General features: G+C 59.3%; 14 protein-coding genes. 11 read left to right on the top strand and 3 right to left on the bottom strand.

All coding sequences use genetic code 11. From position 1 onward, the window contains the following. The first annotated feature begins 152 nt into the window (after window positions 1-152). From AK821_RS02100 to AK821_RS02075, 6 genes are all read left to right on the top strand, one after another. On the top strand, window positions 153-1,568 hold the full coding sequence (locus AK821_RS02100) for an OprD family porin (RefSeq protein WP_064387912.1): 1,416 nt from the start codon (window positions 153-155) through the stop codon (window positions 1,566-1,568). Window positions 1,569-1,645: 77 nt separating this feature from the next. Further along, window positions 1,646-3,241 carry an ABC transporter substrate-binding protein gene (locus tag AK821_RS02095; protein WP_064387911.1) on the top strand — a complete coding sequence of 532 codons (1,596 nt, stop codon included), beginning with the start codon at window positions 1,646-1,648 and terminating at the stop codon, window positions 3,239-3,241. 73 nt (window positions 3,242-3,314) lie between these two features. Next, window positions 3,315-4,325 carry an ABC transporter permease subunit gene (locus AK821_RS02090; RefSeq protein ID WP_007953665.1) on the top strand — a complete coding sequence of 337 codons (1,011 nt, stop codon included), beginning with the start codon at window positions 3,315-3,317 and terminating at the stop codon, window positions 4,323-4,325. Between the two features lie 10 nt (window positions 4,326-4,335). Further along, window positions 4,336-5,262, top strand: a complete 927-nt coding sequence (locus AK821_RS02085; protein ID WP_064387910.1) for an ABC transporter permease subunit — start codon at window positions 4,336-4,338, stop codon at window positions 5,260-5,262. A 10-nt stretch (window positions 5,263-5,272) separates the two neighbouring features. Next, window positions 5,273-6,241, top strand: a complete 969-nt coding sequence (locus tag AK821_RS02080) for an ABC transporter ATP-binding protein (RefSeq protein WP_064387909.1) — start codon at window positions 5,273-5,275, stop codon at window positions 6,239-6,241. Further along, window positions 6,241-7,221: a peptide ABC transporter ATP-binding protein gene (locus AK821_RS02075; protein ID WP_064387908.1), complete on the top strand. Its 981-nt coding sequence runs from the start codon at window positions 6,241-6,243 to the stop codon at window positions 7,219-7,221. The genes AK821_RS02080 and AK821_RS02075 overlap by 1 nt, the downstream gene beginning before the upstream one ends. Window positions 7,222-7,418: 197 nt before the next feature. Here the strand turns inward: AK821_RS02075 and AK821_RS02070 are convergent, their stop codons facing one another. From AK821_RS02070 to AK821_RS02060, 3 genes are all read right to left on the bottom strand, one after another. Then, the gene (locus tag AK821_RS02070; RefSeq protein ID WP_064387907.1) at window positions 7,419-7,682 is read right to left on the bottom strand and encodes a hypothetical protein; all 264 of its coding nucleotides are present in this window, start codon (window positions 7,680-7,682) and stop codon (window positions 7,419-7,421) included. Window positions 7,683-7,838: 156 nt separating this feature from the next. Further along, window positions 7,839-9,032: an MFS transporter gene (locus tag AK821_RS02065; RefSeq protein ID WP_064387906.1), complete on the bottom strand. Its 1,194-nt coding sequence runs from the start codon at window positions 9,030-9,032 to the stop codon at window positions 7,839-7,841. An 865-nt stretch (window positions 9,033-9,897) separates the two neighbouring features. Beyond that, complete coding sequence (locus AK821_RS02060) at window positions 9,898-11,481, bottom strand: peptide chain release factor 3 (protein ID WP_064387905.1); 1,584 nt, start codon at window positions 11,479-11,481, stop codon at window positions 9,898-9,900. Window positions 11,482-11,839: 358 nt separating this feature from the next. Between AK821_RS02060 and AK821_RS02055 the strand changes: the two genes are divergently transcribed. The 5 genes from AK821_RS02055 to AK821_RS02035 all read left to right on the top strand — a co-directional run bounded on the left by AK821_RS02055 (window position 11,840) and on the right by AK821_RS02035 (window position 17,077). Next, window positions 11,840-12,529 carry an ABC transporter permease gene (locus AK821_RS02055; RefSeq protein ID WP_172667905.1) on the top strand — a complete coding sequence of 230 codons (690 nt, stop codon included), beginning with the start codon at window positions 11,840-11,842 and terminating at the stop codon, window positions 12,527-12,529. Between the two features lie 21 nt (window positions 12,530-12,550). Next, entirely contained in the window at window positions 12,551-13,444 is an 894-nt protein-coding gene (locus tag AK821_RS02050; protein ID WP_064387904.1) for a glycine betaine ABC transporter substrate-binding protein, read from the top strand. Window positions 13,445-13,456: 12 nt separating this feature from the next. Continuing rightward, window positions 13,457-14,110 carry an ABC transporter permease gene (locus AK821_RS02045; protein ID WP_064387903.1) on the top strand — a complete coding sequence of 218 codons (654 nt, stop codon included), beginning with the start codon at window positions 13,457-13,459 and terminating at the stop codon, window positions 14,108-14,110. Continuing rightward, a complete protein-coding gene (locus AK821_RS02040; protein WP_064387902.1) occupies window positions 14,107-15,264 on the top strand; it encodes an osmoprotectant ABC transporter ATP-binding protein OsmV in 1,158 nt (385 codons plus the stop codon). Before AK821_RS02045 ends, AK821_RS02040 begins: the two co-directional genes overlap by 4 nt. A gap of 649 nt (window positions 15,265-15,913) precedes the next feature. Then, a complete protein-coding gene (locus AK821_RS02035) occupies window positions 15,914-17,077 on the top strand; it encodes a type III PLP-dependent enzyme (RefSeq protein ID WP_016986476.1) in 1,164 nt (387 codons plus the stop codon). Window positions 17,078-17,238: the final 161 nt, after the last annotated feature.

Genomic DNA, 17,238 nt, shown 5'->3' with positions numbered 1-17,238 from the left:
GAGGGGCGCTGTCTAGCCCCTCACGCAAGCGCTTTGCCGAAATTCGCCAATCCGGCCTTTGGCAAACGTTTGCGATGTGTGAATGAGTTCTAAACCAATAACCGGCATACCAAAAAAAGCCGGCATAAAAAGAAAGTAAAGGAGCTTCACCCATGAAACTGAGCAGCACCGCGATACTGGCCTTGGCCATCAGCAGCGTCACCGCCACGGCTTACGCGGAAACCCAAAGCCAGGCGTTCACCCCGGTGACCGTCAACGAAAAAAGTGCCCAGGCCGATGCCACTGGCTTCCTCGAAGGTCAATCGATCAGCGGTTCGACCCGTAACTGGTACGCCAACGAGCAACTCAAGCGCGGCGGCAAGTTCGCTTACCGCAAGAACGGTCAATCGGCCGAGACCGACCGCCGTATCAACTGGGTACAAGGCACGATCATCAAGTACAACTCGGGCTTCACCGAAGGTACTGTCGGTTTCAGCACCGAAGTGGCGGCCTACAACGCCATTGCGCTGGAGCGTGATCGCGAAAACCTCGCGTCCAACAACGGCGGCGCACCGGGCACCCGTCCAGGCGCGGGCAACAACCGTACCCTGACCCGTGAAGGCGGTGACGCTGTCGGTCAATGGAGCAAACTGGGCCTGGCCAACGTCAAGGCGCGTATCTCCAACACCACTCTGACCGCCGGCCGCATGAACTTCAGCAGCCCGCAGGTCGACGTGATCGGCAACCGTCCGCTGCCATCGAGCTTCGAAGGGATCGCGATCCACAGCGAAGAACTGAACAACCTGTCCTTCGACCTGGCGACCTTCGACCGCGTCTCGCCACGTACCGAAGAAAGCCTCAGCAAGTTCCGCTCCGAATACGGCAGCATCGACGCTGAAGCTGACCACGTGAACACCGCCGGTATCTCGTACCAGCCGTTCGCCAGTCTGACCACCAGCCTGTGGGGCACTCAGGCTGAAGACCTGTGGAACCAATACTACTTCGGCGCTACGCACGTACTGGGTGACAGCTCCGTGCTGAGCCTGACCACCGGTCTGAACTACTACAAGACCGTCGACGAAGGCAAAAAACTGCTGGGCGAAATCGACAACGATACCTACTCGCTGTCGTTCGGCCTGACTCACCTGGCGCACACCCTGACTTTCTCGTATCAGGAAGTGAACGGTAACGAGTATTTCGACTACCTGCACGAAACCAACGGTATCTACCTGGCCAACTCCCTGCTCTCGGACTTCAACGGCCCGAACGAGAAATCCTTCCAGGTTTCCTACGGCATCAACATGGCCGAATACGGCGTGCCGGGCCTGAAGTTCAACATCTACCAGGCGCGCGGCTGGGGCATCGACGGCACTCACTACAAGGGTGGCGGCTATGATGGCGTGCAGTCGATGGACGGCGAGCACCACTATGAATACGGCGTTGGCGCAACCTACGCCGTACAAAGCGGCCCGCTCAAGGCCACCACGATTCGTGGCACCTACACCGCTCACCGCGCCAGTGAAAACCAGGCTGACGGCAGCATCAACGAGTTCCGTCTCGTGACCACGATTCCGTTCAACATCCTGTAAGAACGCCAACCGTCGGCTGACTCATGATGAGTCAGCCGTTCGGTTTTTTGTCTTCAACCGATTGCAGAGGGTTATCGATGAAAATGCTTCCCCTACGTGCGGCCATTGCGGCTGCGTTGCTGAGTGTCGCTGTCGGCGTCTCGGCCAAACCCTTGGTGGTCTGCACCGAAGCCAGCCCGGAAGGCTTCGATATGGTCCAGTACACTACTGCAGTCACGGCCGATGCGGTGGCCGAAACCATCTTCAACCGACTGGCGGACTTCAAGCCCGGCACCACGGAAGTGATCCCGGCGCTCGCCGAGTCCTGGGACATCAGCGAAGACGGCCTGACGTACACGTTCCACCTGCGCAAAGGCGTCAAGTTTCACACCACCGAATACTTCAAGCCGACCCGCGACATGAACGCCGACGATGTGGTCTGGAGCTTCCAGCGTCAGCTGGACCCGAATCACCCGTGGCACAAACTGTCGAGCGTGGGCTTCCCGTACTTTGAGAGCATGGGCTTCAAGGAACTGCTCAAAAGCGTAGAAAAAGTCGACGACAACACGGTCAAATTCACCCTGACCCGCCGCGAAGCACCGTTCCTGGCCGACCTCGCGATGGCGTTCTCCTCGATCTACCCGGCCGAATACGCCGATCAGTTGCTCAAGGCGAACAAGACCGGCGACCTCAACAACAAGCCAGTCGGTACCGGCCCGTTCATCTTCCAGCGCTATGCCAAAGACGCCCAGGTACGGTTCAAGGCCAACCCGGAATATTTCCGTGGCAAGCCGCCGGCCGACGCGCTGATTCTGGCGATCGCCATCGACAACAACGTGCGTCTGCAAAAGCTCAAGGCCAACGAATGCCAGGTCACCCTGTATCCGAAGCCGGATGACATCCCGAGCATCAAGAAAGACAGCAACCTGAAAGTCGATGAACTGGACGCAATGACCGTGGCCTACATCGCCTTGAACACTCAGCACAAGTACATGAGCGACGTGCGGGTGCGTAAGGCGATCGACATCGCCTTCGACAAGGAAGCCTACGTCAACTCGGTGTTCGGCAAGGGCAACGCTACAGCAGCCGTCAACCCGTACCCGCCGACCTTGCTCGGCTACAACCACGATCTGAAGAACCCGCCACGCGATCTGGACAAGGCCCGCGCCCTGCTCAAGGAAGCCGGGGTTCCGGAAGGCACCGTGTTTACCCTGTTTACCCGCAACGGCGGCGGCCCGACCAATCCGAACCCGATGCTCGGCGCGCAAATGATGCAGGCTGACCTGGCCAAAGTCGGGATCAAGATCGACATCCGCGTGATGGAATGGGGCGAAATGCTTAAACGCGCCAAGGCCGGCGAGCACGACATGGTTTCGGCCGGATGGGCGGGCGACAACGGCGACCCGGATAACTTCCTGACGCCTATGCTCAGTTGCGAAGCGGCAAAAAATGGCGAGAACTATGCTCGCTGGTGCAACGAAAAATTCCAGGCACTGCTGGATGAAGCACGGGCTAAAGTAGATCCGGCCGAACGCGCAAAGCTCTACGCACAGGCGCAAGTGCTGTTTAATCAGGACCAGCCATGGATCAGCATGGCCCATACCAGGATGTTTACCGCAATGCGCAACAACGTAGAGGGTTATCACATCAGCCCTCTCACCACTAATAACTTCGCCACCACCCAGGTGAAGTAGATAAGAAACTCCCGGTGTCCCTGACCCCAGGGACGCCGGGCACGCCTAACCGGCTGATGAGGTACCACACAAGATGTTTAGTTTTATTGCCCGCCGACTGGGGTTGTTGATCCCCACGTTTTTCGGCATCACCTTGCTGACTTTCGCGTTGATTCGCATGATTCCGGGCGACCCCGTGGAAGTGATGATGGGCGAACGTCGGGTCGACCCCGAAATGCACGCTCAGGCAATGGAACGCCTAGGTCTGAACAAGCCGCTGTATGCCCAGTATCTGGATTACATCGGCAAACTGGCCCACGGCGATCTCGGCGAATCCCTGCGTACGCGTGAGAGCGTATGGACCGAGTTCACCTCCCTCTTCCCGGCGACCCTGGAACTGTCCATGGCCGCCCTGCTGTTCGCCGGCATTCTCGGGCTTCTGGCCGGAGTGATTGCGGCACTCAAGCGAGGATCGCTGTTCGACCACGGGGTGATGGGCATCTCCCTCGCGGGGTATTCGATGCCGATCTTCTGGTGGGGCCTGATCCTCATCATGTTCTTCTCGGTGAGCCTGGGCTGGACCCCGGTTTCCGGGCGCATCGACCTGCTTTACGACATCGAGCCGCGCACCGGTTTCATGCTGATCGACACCCTGCTGGCCGATGACATGGGCGCATTCCTCGATGCCCTGCATCACCTGATTCTGCCGGCCATCGTGCTCGGCACCATTCCGCTGGCGGTGATCGCGCGGATGACCCGTTCGTCGATGCTCGAAGTGCTGCGCGAAGACTACATCCGTACCGCCAAGGCCAAAGGCCTGTCGCCGTCGCGCGTGGTGTTCGTTCACGGTTTGCGTAACGCACTGATTCCGGTACTCACCGTGGTCGGTCTGCAAGTCGGCACATTGCTGGCCGGTGCCGTTCTGACCGAAACCATTTTCTCCTGGCCCGGCATCGGTAAATGGCTGATCGAAGCCATCGGCGCCCGGGACTATCCGGTTGTGCAAAACGGCATCCTGTTAATCGCCTGCCTGGTGATTCTGGTCAACTTCGTAGTGGACATCCTCTACGGCTTTGCCAACCCACGCATCCGTCATCAGCGCTGAGGTCCATACCATGAGCACTCCAACATCCTCAGTAGCCACGTCCGCCGCAAGCGCGGATCAAAGCCTGCTGTACCCGTCTCCGTACAAAGAATTCTGGCAAGCCTTCTCCAAGAACAAAGGCGCGGTTGCCGGCCTGCTGTTCATGTCGCTGGTGATTTTCTGCGCACTCTTCGCGCCGTGGGTCGCCCCGCACAACCCGAGCGAGCAATACCGCGACTTCCTGCTGACGCCGCCAGCGTGGCTGGAAGGCGGGCAGATGCAGTTTCTGCTCGGCACCGATGAACTGGGGCGCGACCTGCTGTCGCGTCTGATCCAGGGCTCGCGTCTGTCGCTGCTGATTGGCTTGTCGTCGGTCGTCATGTCGCTGATTCCGGGGATCCTGCTCGGCCTGTTCGCCGGTTTCTTCCCGAAGATGATCGGCCCGACCATCATGCGTCTGATGGACATCATGCTGGCCCTGCCGTCGCTGCTGCTGGCTGTGGCGATTGTCGCCATCCTCGGCCCTGGCCTGATCAACACCGTGATCGCTATCGCCGTGGTTTCGCTGCCGTCCTACGTGCGTCTGACCCGTGCCGCCGTGATGGGCGAACTGAACCGCGACTACGTGACCGCCGCGCGCCTGGCCGGTGCCGGTCTGCCACGCCTGATGTTCATCACCGTGCTGCCGAACTGCATGGCGCCGCTGATCGTGCAGGCGACCCTGAGCTTCTCCTCGGCGATTCTCGATGCCGCAGCACTGGGCTTCCTCGGCCTTGGCGTACAACCGCCAACCCCTGAGTGGGGCACCATGCTGGCCTCGGCCCGCGACTACATCGAACGCGCCTGGTGGGTAGTCAGTCTGCCTGGTTTGACCATTTTGCTCAGCGTGCTGGCAATCAACTTGATGGGCGACGGCCTGCGCGATGCGCTCGACCCGAAACTCAAGAACGCCGCCTGAGGAGATTCCCATGTCACTGCTAGAAATCAAGAATCTCAACGTTCGCTTCGGCGACAAAAACGCGACCCCGGTGGTCGACGGCCTCGACCTCAAAGTCGACAAAGGCGAAGTACTGGCCATCGTTGGCGAGTCGGGTTCGGGTAAATCCGTGACCATGATGGCGCTGATGGGCCTGATCGAGCATCCCGGCATCGTCACCGCCGACGCGCTCAGCTTTGACGGCAAGGACATGCTCAAGCTGAGCAACCGTCAGCGTCGGCAGATCGTCGGCAAAGACCTGTCGATGGTCTTTCAGGATCCGATGACTGCACTGAACCCGAGCTACACCGTCGGTTTCCAGATCGAAGAAGTGCTGCGTCTGCACCTGAAAATGTCCGGCAAGCAAGCGCGCAAACGTGCGATCGAACTGCTGGAAAAAGTCGAAATCCCCGGTGCTGCCAGCCGTATGGACGCCTACCCGCATCAACTATCCGGCGGTATGAGCCAACGCGTTGCGATCGCCATGGCAATTGCCGGCGAGCCGAAACTGCTGATCGCCGACGAACCGACCACGGCACTCGACGTGACGATTCAGGCGCAGATCATGGATCTGCTGCTGGCGTTGCAGAAAGAACAGAACATGGGCCTGGTGCTGATCACTCACGACCTCGCGGTCGTGGCGGAAACCGCTCAGCGCGTCTGTGTGATGTACGCCGGCCAAGCCGTGGAAGTCGGTCAGGTGCCACAACTGTTCGACATTCCGGCGCACCCGTACAGCGAAGCGCTGCTCAAGGCGATTCCCGAGCACAGCCTCGGCGCTACACGTCTGGCCACCCTGCCGGGCATCGTCCCGGGTCGTTACGACCGTCCGCAAGGCTGCCTACTGTCGCCGCGCTGCCCGTATGTGCAGGACAGCTGCCGCGCGCAGCGTCCAGGCCTTGATCCGAAAGCCCACAGCCTCGCCCGCTGCTTCTACCCGTTGAACCAGGAGGTGGCGTAATGGCCGTCGTACTTACCGCCCGCGACCTCACCCGTCACTATGAAGTCTCCCGTGGCCTGTTCAAGGGCCACGCGACCGTGCGCGCACTCAATGGCGTGTCGTTCGAACTGGAAGCCGGCAAGACCCTCGCCGTCGTCGGTGAATCGGGCTGCGGCAAATCCACTCTGGCCCGCGCGTTGACGCTGATTGAAGATCCGTCCTCCGGCTCCTTGAAAATCGCCGGCCAGGAAGTCGCCGGCGCCGACAAGGCCCAGCGCAAGCAACTGCGCAAAGACGTGCAGATGGTCTTCCAAAGCCCGTACGCGTCGTTGAACCCACGGCAGAAAGTCGGTGACCAACTCGGCGAACCACTGCTGATCAACACCAACCTTTCCGCCGCCGAGCGTCGCGAAAAAGTCCAGGCGATGATGAAGCAGGTCGGCTTGCGTCCTGAGCACTATCAGCGTTATCCGCACATGTTCTCCGGCGGTCAGCGCCAGCGTATCGCGCTCGCCCGGGCGATGATGTTGCAACCGAAAGTGCTGGTGGCGGACGAACCGACTTCGGCGCTCGACGTGTCGATTCAGGCGCAGGTGCTCAACCTGTTCATGGATCTGCAGCAGGAGTTCAACACCGCCTACGTGTTCATCTCGCACAACCTCGCAGTGGTGCAGCACGTGGCCGATGACGTGATGGTGATGTACCTCGGTCGCCCGGTGGAAATGGGCCCGAAGAACGACATCTACGAACGCCCGCTGCACCCGTACACCCAGGCGCTGCTCTCGGCGACCCCGACCATTCACCCGGACCCGAACAAGCCGAAAATCAAGATCGTCGGCGAACTGCCTAACCCGCTCAATCCGCCACCGGGCTGCGCGTTCCACAAGCGCTGCCCGTATGCGACCGAGCGTTGCAGCACTGAAGAGCCGTTGTTGCGTCCGCTGGACAACCGGCAGGTGGCTTGTCACTACGCCGAGCAGTTCCTCGACGGCGCGGCCTAAAAACTGCCCTGAAACAATGTGGGAGCGAGCCTGCTCGCGAAAGCGGTGAATCAGTCACCATTAATGCTGACTGAGATGACGCCTTCGCGAGCAGGCTCGCTCCCACAGGGGATGTGAGTTATTTCTGAGTTAACCAAACCCCTTCCACCTCGATTGCGCATCAGTCGAGTCAGAAGGGGTTTTCTTTTGCCGGCGATTTACGTCTGGCTATCGCCTTCGTCATCCGGATCGTCGGTGTCCGGCTCGTCGGTGGTCGAGTCGTCATCATCGGCGCTGCCACCCTGCCCCTGATCGCCCGGCTCGGACTCGGACTTGGCCAACATCAGTCCGCTGTGCCCAACCTGACCATTGAAGGCCTGGGAATCGTGATCCTCGCACTCGGCCCAGGCCGTCGCGGTGCCGAGGGACAGCATGACCATCACTTTCAACAGCAATAAAACCCGTAGCAACCTGCTTTTCATAGCCGACTCCATCCATTTTCAGGTGAGACATTCGTGCCGGACTGGCGCTGTGTGAAATCTAGTTCCGATCAGTCGGGCTCACCAGTTAGGACGCTAACGGGCGCGCAGAAATGCCGTCGGCGGACAGATTGCTTTCGAATAAGCTCAATAACCGGATCAGCTAAACGCGCGGGTGGCTTGCCACGTCAACGGGATCGATATCAGCAGCAGGGTTGCACTGGCCAGCCACACGCTGTGACCGCCGAAGTTGCCGTACAGCTGACCACTGAGCATAGGCGACAGCAGCGCGCTGGCACTCCAGCTCATGAAGAACAACCCGAAGTACTGCCCACTTTTGCCACGCTGGGCATACTGCATGGCCAATACATTCAGCGGCGGCATGAACAGCGCCTCGCCCAAGGTCCAGATCACCGTTGACAGGCAGACGAACGCCAACCCGGAACCGAACGGCAACATGCCCAGCCCGCAGGCCAGCAGCAGACTGCCCGCCACCATTTGTCGTCGTGAGCCCCAGCGCTCGCCCCAGTGCGACAGCGGGATCTGCAGCGCGATCACCAACAGCGCATTGAGCCCGAACTGCCAGCCGATCGCCTCGGTGCTCAAGTGGTAGTAATCACGCAGATAGTTGCCCAGCGTGCTGTAGACAGTGTCGAACGCGATGCCGAGCACGGCCGTCGCTGCCAGCAACCAGAGGAAGGGTTTGTCGCGGTATGGCACACCCGCTCCAACCGCGCCGGTCGTAGAAAGCTCGGCATTGATCAGCACCGGCCGACGCCATGTCGTCCGGACAAACCACAGCAAGGCCAACAACGTCATCGCTGCACTACCGAAAAACACCCAGCGAAAATCGGTCTGCGCCAACACCCCGCCCGCGACCCCGGCGGCGGCCATGCCGAGATTACGCGCCACCCGGCTCAAGGCCTGCGCACGCGAACGCTGCGCCACCTCGCAATATTCCATGATCAGGCGCTGGTGCAGGGTGCGAATGGCGCCATCAATGGTCCCGCTGAGCAACAGCAAAGCCGCCAGCAACGGCACCTGCGTCACCAGCCCCAGCAGAATCAGCACCCACACCGAAATGAAAAACAACGCCGCCGTCAGCCGCGCGGTGCGCACATGATCACTGAGCCAGCCACCGAGCATCGAACCGACCAGCAAACCCGCACCGTACGCCGACAGCAACCAGCCGACGGTCTCGATCGCCAGCCCCAGCTCCTGGCGCAGGTACAACGCCATGAACAGCTTGACCATGCTGCTCAGGCGATTGATGAACAACAACGCCGCGAGCACCCAGGCCATCACGCCGAAATAACCGCCGAGGCGCAGCAGGTGAGTCAGACGACTCGTCATTCCATTGACCTCTCAGAGCGACTTGGGTGGAGCTGGAACACTAACGGTCAGCACGCGGGTTGTCGCGTTCAAGTACATCGAGATTACAAAAAACCGAGTCGTCCTACAGCCATTGCGCACGATAAAACCGTGCCGAAGATCAACAGCCCCTCACCCTAACCCTCTCCCAAAGGGAGAGGGGACTGACCGAGGTGTTTGGGAGAGCTACGCCGAAGTGAAATACCGAGTCGCCCCTCAGATTCTGCAACAGATCAACAGCCCCTCACCCTAGCCCTCTCCCAGAGGGAGAGGGGACTGACCGAGGTGTTTGGGAGAGCTACGCCGAAGTGAAATACCGAGTCGCCCCTCAGATTCTGCAACAGATCAAAAGCCCCTCACCCTAGCCCTCTCCCAAAGGGAGAGGGGACTGACCGAGGTGTTTGGGAGAGCTACGCCGAAGTGAAATACCGAGTCGAACCAAGGATCTGAAAGGCTCACAAATCGGCTCCCTCTCCTTGGGGAGAGGGCTGGGCGGGCGGCGTTCCGATGAGGGGCAAATCCACCACAAATCCAAAGCCGACCAAGCTGTGCTCCTCACCACTCAACAGGATGAGCGTTAGCTCGGCTGCAGCTTTTGATCTTGATCCACGGGCGACGTCGGAAGGCTGAGTGGAGGGATCGATCCCGCAGCGAAGGAACCCCGAGCCCCAGCGAGCGGGCCGCACGTAGGAGCAAGCCTTTTGGGTTACCTTTTCGGCGTTTGGAAAAGGTGACTCGCCGTAAGGGCGAAACCGCCAGCCGCAACAACCAAAAAAACGGATATACACCCAGAAAAAAGCCCCCAAGGCCAAAACCTTGGGGGCTCTCGAACAACAAAGCTCAACGCTTAATGATGCTCACGCGTCGCACGGAATTTCACATCCGGCCAACGCTCTTCCATCAACGCCAGGTTAACCCGCGTCGGCGCCAGGTAAGTCAGGTGACCACCGCCATCGACCGCCAGGTTTTCCACAGCCTTGTTGGAAAATTCCTCAAGCTTCTTCTTGTCGGCGCACTCAATCCAGCGCGCGGAATACACAGTGATCGGCTCATACGAGCACTCAACCTTGTATTCCTCTTTCAAACGGCTGGCGACCACATCGAACTGCAGCACACCCACAGCGCCAAGAATGATGTCGTTGCTGCGCTCCGGGAAGAACACCTGTGTTGCGCCCTCTTCGGCCAACTGCTGCAGACCCTGACGCAACTGCTTGGACTTCAGCGGATCACGCAGACGCACACGACGGAACAGTTCCGGCGCAAAGTGCGGAATACCGGTAAAGCCCAGGGTTTCACCTTCACTGAAGGTGTCGCCGATCTGGATGGTGCCGTGGTTGTGCAGACCGATGATGTCGCCGGCAAAGGCTTCTTCAAGCTGTTCACGCTCGGAGGAGAAGAACGTCAGGGCGTCGCCGATGCGCACGTCCTTGCCGGTACGCACGTGGCGCATCTTCATGCCTTTCTCGTACTTGCCCGAGCAGATACGCATGAAGGCGATACGGTCGCGGTGCTTCGGGTCCATGTTCGCCTGGATCTTGAAGATGAAGCCCGAGAACTTCTCTTCCACCGGCTCGACCGTACGTTCGTTGGCCACACGGGCCAATGGACGCGGGGCCCAATCGACAACGGCGTCGAGTACGTGGTCAACACCGAAGTTGCCCAATGCAGTACCGAAGAACACCGGAGTCAACTGACCGTCGAGGAATTCCTGCTGGTTGAATTCGTGGCAGGCGCCCTGAACCAGTTCCAACTGTTCGATGAAACGGTCGTACTCGTCGCCCAGGTGCGCGCGCGCCTCGTCCGAATCGAGCTTCTCGATGATCTTGGTTTCGGTGCGTTCGTGACCGTGACCGGCGGTGTAGACGATGATGTAGTCGTCGGCCAGGTGGTACACGCCCTTGAAGTCGCGGTAGCAACCGATCGGCCAGGTGATCGGCGCGGCTTTGATCTTCAGAACGGCTTCGATTTCGTCGAGCAGTTCGATCGGGTCGCGGATGTCACGGTCGAGTTTGTTGATGAAGCTGACGATCGGCGTGTCACGCAGACGGCAGACGTCCATCAGCGCAATGGTCCGTGGTTCGACACCTTTACCGCCGTCGAGAACCATCAATGCCGAGTCCACCGCCGTCAGAGTGCGATAGGTATCTTCGGAGAAGTCTTCGTGGCCCGGGGTGTCGAGCAGGTTGATCATGTGTTCGCGATACGGGAACTGCATGACCGACGTGGTAATGGAAATACCCCGCTGTTTCTCCATCTCCATCCAGTCGGATGTCGCATGGCGATCGGATTTACGGGATTTCACCGTACCGGCCACTGCAATCGCCTTGCCCATCAACAGGAGCTTTTCGGTGATCGTGGTTTTACCGGCATCGGGGTGGGAAATAATGGCGAAAGTGCGGCGTTTCGCGACTTCGGCGGCCTGGTTGGTCATGGGAAATCGCCTGGCGGTGATTCAAAAAAGGGCCGCGATTATAGCCCAACTCGATGCAATAACCGAACCGTTGAGCACATTAAGGGTGGCCAAATGCTGCCGCAGATGGGAACCTTTTAAAGCACGGAGACGTCCATCCCCTGTTACGAATTTTCGTCAGGGGCTGAAAAATCAGCAAGTTAGCCTGACGAGGCTGCGCTCATGGCTCGCTTTCAGACCGCTTTGCCGGGACTGAAAAACGGCTACTTTTCGCGAACGACGCTCCCGGCAGCCAAGGCTTGGCTTGCCACACGGGACTGCGCTCGCCGACTACAAAAAAAGGAGTCCGCCTGTGGCTATCCGCTATGGCAAAGGGCTGATGGGAGGTGCGGTGGTGATCGCGCTCCTGGCCCTGCTGGTCCACTGGATCGGCATCAACACGATCGAACACTACCGCGACGATTTGTTGTTTTACCTGCAAGCTCATCTGATTCTCGTCCTCGCTTCAATGCTGGCCGCCCTTGTCGTGGGCATCCCCGCCGGCATCTTCCTCAGTCGCCCGACCATGGTCGGACGCGCCGAACGCTTCATGCAGATCTTCAATATCGGTAACACCGTGCCTCCGCTGGCCGTGCTCGCGATTGCCCTGGGCATCCTCGGCATCGGCAGTGGCCCGGCGATCTTCGCTTTGTTCCTCGCCTCCTTGTTGCCGATTGTGCGCAACACCTACGAAGGCCTGAAAAATGTCCAGGGCTCGCTGAAAGAAGCAGCCGTCGGCATCGGCATGACCCCGCGCCAGGTGCTGTGGAAAGTCGAGCTGCCCAACGCCGTGCCGATCATTGTCGGTGGTGTGCGCGTGGCTTTGGCAATCAACGTCGGCACCGCGCCGCTGGCCTTCCTGATCGGTGCCAACAGCCTTGGCAGCCTGATCTTCCCTGGCATCGCCCTGAACAATCAGCCGCAACTGCTGCTCGGCGCCGCGTGCACCGCGCTGCTGGCCTTGCTGCTCGATGGCGTGGTCACCCTCGCCAGCCGTCTCTGGCTGGAACGCGGTTTGCGCCCGTCTTAAGGCTTTTGCGAAGGAATATTTATGAAACGACTTAGCTTGATCTTAGGCTGCGTATTGCTGTTCGCGGGAATCGCGCAAGCCGCTGAAAAACCGTTGATCCGCCTCGGCGCCCGGGTCTTCACCGAGCAGACCCTGCTCGCCGAAATCACCGCGCAATACCTGCGCAGCAAAGGCTACGACGCGCAGATCACCGGCGGTCTGGGCAGCAACCTCGCCCGCAGCGCCCACGAAAGCGGACAGCTGGACATGCTCTGGGAATACACCGGCGTGTCGCTGGTGGCCTACAACCATGTCACCGAGAAACTCGACAGCGCCCAGTCCTACGCCCGGGTGAAAGAACTCGACGCGAAAAAAGGCCTGATCTGGCTGACGCCGTCGAAATTCAGTAACACCTACGCCCTCGCCCTGCCGAAAAAAGTCGCCGAGGAATATCCGCAGATCAACAACATCAGCCAGTTGAACGAAGTGCTGCGCGCCGAAGCCAAGACCAATCATCTGGTGGCGCTGGATACCGAGTTCGCCAACCGCTCCGACGGCCTGATCGGCATGGTCGATCTCTACGGCATGAACCTGAGCCGCAAGAACATCCGCCAGATGGACGCGGGCCTGGTCTACACCGCGCTGCGCAACGGTCAGGTGTTTGCCGGCCTGGTTTACACCACCGACGGTCGCCTCAATGCCTTCGGCCTGAAACTGCTGGAAGACGACAAGCACTACTTCCCCGACTACACCGCCGCGCCGGTGGTGCGTCAGGCAACGCTGGACGCCAATCCGAAACTGGCCGAGCAACTCAAGCCACTGGCCGAACTGTTCGATGACGAAACCATGCGCCAGCTCAACGCGCGGGTCGACGTCGATCATGAAAGCCCATCGAAAGTGGCCGCCGATTTCCTGCGCCAGCACCCACTTGATTAAGGAGGAAAAGTCATGGAATTTCTGAACGCCTTTTCCCACCTCGACTGGCAGCAGGTGATGCACCTGACCTGGCAGCACATCACCCTCGTCGGCATCGCCGTGACGTTGGCGATCCTCATCGGCGTGCCGCTGGGCATTCTGATGACACGCTTTCCGACCCTCGCCGGTCCCTTGCAAGCCAGCGCCACGGTGCTGCTGACCGTGCCGTCGATTGCCCTGTTCGGTCTGCTGCTGCCGTTCTACTCCAAGTTCGGCCAGGGCCTTGGGCCGATGCCAGCGATCACCGCGGTGTTCCTGTATTCACTGCTGCCGATCATGCGCAACACCTACCTCGCCCTCACTGGCGTCGAACCGGGCATCCGTGAAGCCGCACGCGGCATCGGCATGACCTTCGGCCAGCGCCTGCGCATGGTCGAACTGCCGATCGCCGTGCCGGTGATCCTCGCTGGCGTGCGCACCGCCGTGGTAATGAACATCGGCGTGATGACCATTGCCGCAACCATCGGCGCCGGCGGCCTCGGTGTGTTGATCCTCGCTTCCATCAGCCGCAGTGACATGTCGATGCTGATCGTCGGCGCACTGCTGGTCAGTCTTCTGGCCATTTTCGCTGACCTGTTTCTCCAATGGCTGCAACGCTCGTTGACTCCAAAAGGACTGCTCAAATGATCGAACTTCAAAACCTCAGCAAAACTTTCCAAAGCAACGGCAAAGATGTCAAAGCCGTGGACTCGGTAAGCCTGACCGTCAATGAAGGCGAAATCTGTGTGTTCCTCGGGCCATCGGGTTGCGGCAAAAGCACCACGCTGAAGATGATCAACCGCCTGATCAAACCGACCTCGGGCAAGATCCTCATCAACGGCGAAGACACTACCGATCTCGACGAAGTGACCCTGCGTCGCAACATCGGTTACGTGATCCAGCAGATCGGTCTGTTCCCCAACATGACCATCGAAGAGAACATCGTCGTCGTGCCTAAACTGCTCGGCTGGGACAAACAGAAATGCCACGACCGCGCCCGCGAATTGATGAGCATGATCAAGCTGGAGCCAAAGCAGTATCTACATCGCTACCCGCGTGAACTGTCCGGTGGTCAGCAACAGCGCATCGGCGTGATCCGCGCACTGGCAGCGGATGCACCGCTGCTGTTGATGGACGAACCGTTCGGTGCGGTCGACCCGATCAACCGCGAGATGATCCAGAACGAATTCTTCGAGATGCAGCGCGCGCTGAACAAGACCGTGATCATGGTCAGCCACGACATCGACGAAGCGATCAAACTCGGCGACAAGATTGCAATTTTCCGCGCCGGCAGACTGCTGCAGATCGATCATCCGGACACGCTGTTGGCGCACCCGGCGGACGATTTTGTCAGCAACTTCGTCGGCCAGGACAGCACGCTCAAGCGTCTGTTGCTGGTGAAGGCGGAAGACGCGGCGGACAACGCGCCGTCGGTGAGCCCGGAGACGCCGGTGGCCGATGCGCTGGAATTGATGGACGAGCATGACCGCCGTTATGTCGTGGTCACTTGCGCCGAGAACAAAGCGCTGGGGTATGTGCGTCGTCGTGATCTGCATCGTCAGACCGGCACTTGCGCGCAATATCTGCGCGAGTTCAACGCCACGGCGGCGTACGACGAGCATCTGCGCATCCTGCTGTCGCGCATGTACGAGTTCAATCGCGCGTGGTTGCCGGTGATGGATGCCGAGCGGGTGTTCCTCGGTGAGGTCACGCAGGAGTCGATTGCGGCTTATCTGAGTTCGGGTCGTTCGCGCGGGATGAAGACCAATATCGTCTCGCCGGCTGAGGCAGTGGTCGCCTGATCAACCGGTAAAACACAAAACCCTGTAGGAGTGAGCCTGCTCGCGATAACGCAATATCAGTCAATGAAGATGTCGGCTGAAAAAAAGTCATCGCGAGCAGGCTCACTCCTACAGAACCGGGGTGTTACCAAGTCATTCACAAGGCGGAAAAGAATCTCAACACCTGAGAACCAGACAGCATGCGCTGGATAGCCTTCCAAACAACCAAAATCCCCCTCACCCCGTCCTCTCGCCGCCAACGTCGCCGATGTTGCCGCCATCACACTTCCCCACGACTTAGCCGACATAATCCGCGAACGTGCAGGTATTTTTAACCCTCGAAAATTCTCGGGGAACATCTGCCCGTCATCTCGGTCGGCTACAAAGAGTGATGAACGCGACGCACGTCAGAAGCGTGCAAAAACGCGACATTTTTAGTTGATCTCACGCCCCTCACGCCCTAAAGTTCGCGCCGAACGTCCATGCTGGAAACGATCCATCCGGCTCAAGTACTGACGACGAGACAGCAAGGCCAAGGGAAAGCTGCACATCCCATGGCCTTTTTGCTTTCGGCGACATGCCTTGGGAAGTAGGCGAACCAAAGTGGGGATACGGAGGGCGTTCATTTGCACCCATTGATTAACTTAGTTTGCCAGTAGGAGTTCCCAGCATGTCGATCCAGGTCGAAGACTATTTTGCGCGCGCTACATTCGACAAAATGAAGGCGTTTGCCGACAAACAGGAAACCCCGTTCGTGGTGATCGACACCGCGATGATCAGCCAGGCCTACGATGACCTGCGCGCCGGTTTCGAATTCGCCAAGGTCTACTACGCGGTCAAGGCCAACCCGGCCGTCGAGATCATCGACCTGCTCAAAGAGAAAGGTTCGAGCTTCGACATCGCTTCGATCTACGAGCTGGACAAGGTAATGGATCGCGGCGTCAGCGCCGACCGTATCAGCTACGGCAACACCATCAAGAAATCCAAGGACATCCGCTACTTCTACGAGAAGGGCGTGCGTCTGTTCTCCACCGACTCCGAAGCCGACCTGCGCAACATCGCCAAGGCTGCCCCGGGCTCGAAAGTCTACGTGCGAATCCTCACCGAGGGCTCGACCACCGCTGACTGGCCACTGTCGCGCAAATTCGGCTGCCAGACCGACATGGCCATGGATCTGCTGATCCTCGCTCGCGACCTGGGCCTGGTGCCTTACGGCATTTCGTTCCACGTTGGCTCGCAGCAACGCGACATCAGCGTCTGGGACGCAGCAATCGCCAAGGTCAAAGTGATCTTCGAGCGTCTGAAAGAAGAAGACGGCATCCACCTCAAGCTGATCAACATGGGCGGCGGCTTCCCGGCCAACTACATCACCCGCACCAACAGCCTGGAAACCTACGCAGAAGAAATCATCCGCTTCCTGAAGGAAGACTTCGGCGATGACCTGCCGGAAATCATTCTGGAACCGGGCCGTTCGTTGATCGCCAACGCCGGCATTCTGGTCAGCGAAGTGGTTCTGGTTGCACGCAAGTCGCGCACCGCCGTCGAGCGTTGGGTGTATACCGATGTGGGCAAGTTCTCCGGCCTGATCGAAACCATGGACGAAGCGATCAAGTTCCCGATCTGGACCGAAAAGAAAGGCGAGATGGAAGAAGTCGTGATCGCCGGCCCGACCTGCGACAGCGCCGACATCATGTACGAGAACTACAAGTACGGTTTGCCGCTGAACCTGGCGATCGGTGATCGGTTGTACTGGTTGTCGACCGGTGCGTATACCACCAGTTACAGCGCAGTCGAGTTCAATGGCTTCCCGCCGCTGAAGTCGTTTTACGTGTAAGCGCTTAAGCCGTAATGCAAAAAGCCCATGACGTGTCATGGGCTTTTTTGTGTCTGTGCGTTCGGCTTGAAGTTTTGCGGGGTACTTGAAACCGAGGCCCCTCACCCCAGCCCTCTCCCAAAGGAGAGGGAGCCGACCGAGGTGTAAAGCGTCATTCACCG

It is taken from the genome of Pseudomonas sp. RIT-PI-r (assembly GCF_001297015.1).
Classification (GTDB): domain Bacteria; phylum Pseudomonadota; class Gammaproteobacteria; order Pseudomonadales; family Pseudomonadaceae; genus Aquipseudomonas.
This window is presented reverse-complemented; position numbering and strand designations above follow the sequence as displayed.

Excerpts from the sequence above, each read along its gene's own strand:
- AK821_RS02075 (WP_064387908.1), top strand. The coding sequence starts at position 6,241 with ATGGCCGTCGTACTTACCGCCCGCGACCTCACCCGTCACTATGAAGTC.
- AK821_RS02090 (WP_007953665.1), top strand. The coding sequence starts at position 3,315 with ATGTTTAGTTTTATTGCCCGCCGACTGGGGTTGTTGATCCCCACGTTT.
- AK821_RS02060 (WP_064387905.1), bottom strand. The coding sequence starts at position 11,481 with ATGACCAACCAGGCCGCCGAAGTCGCGAAACGCCGCACTTTCGCCATT.
- AK821_RS02070 (WP_064387907.1), bottom strand. The coding sequence starts at position 7,682 with ATGAAAAGCAGGTTGCTACGGGTTTTATTGCTGTTGAAAGTGATGGTC.
- AK821_RS02095 (WP_064387911.1), top strand. The coding sequence starts at position 1,646 with ATGAAAATGCTTCCCCTACGTGCGGCCATTGCGGCTGCGTTGCTGAGT.
- AK821_RS02035 (WP_016986476.1), top strand. The coding sequence starts at position 15,914 with ATGTCGATCCAGGTCGAAGACTATTTTGCGCGCGCTACATTCGACAAA.
- AK821_RS02085 (WP_064387910.1), top strand. The coding sequence starts at position 4,336 with ATGAGCACTCCAACATCCTCAGTAGCCACGTCCGCCGCAAGCGCGGAT.
- AK821_RS02040 (WP_064387902.1), top strand. The coding sequence starts at position 14,107 with ATGATCGAACTTCAAAACCTCAGCAAAACTTTCCAAAGCAACGGCAAA.
- AK821_RS02045 (WP_064387903.1), top strand. The coding sequence starts at position 13,457 with ATGGAATTTCTGAACGCCTTTTCCCACCTCGACTGGCAGCAGGTGATG.
- AK821_RS02080 (WP_064387909.1), top strand. The coding sequence starts at position 5,273 with ATGTCACTGCTAGAAATCAAGAATCTCAACGTTCGCTTCGGCGACAAA.
- AK821_RS02055 (WP_172667905.1), top strand. The coding sequence starts at position 11,840 with ATGGGAGGTGCGGTGGTGATCGCGCTCCTGGCCCTGCTGGTCCACTGG.
- AK821_RS02050 (WP_064387904.1), top strand. The coding sequence starts at position 12,551 with ATGAAACGACTTAGCTTGATCTTAGGCTGCGTATTGCTGTTCGCGGGA.
- AK821_RS02065 (WP_064387906.1), bottom strand. The coding sequence starts at position 9,032 with ATGACGAGTCGTCTGACTCACCTGCTGCGCCTCGGCGGTTATTTCGGC.
- AK821_RS02100 (WP_064387912.1), top strand. The coding sequence starts at position 153 with ATGAAACTGAGCAGCACCGCGATACTGGCCTTGGCCATCAGCAGCGTC.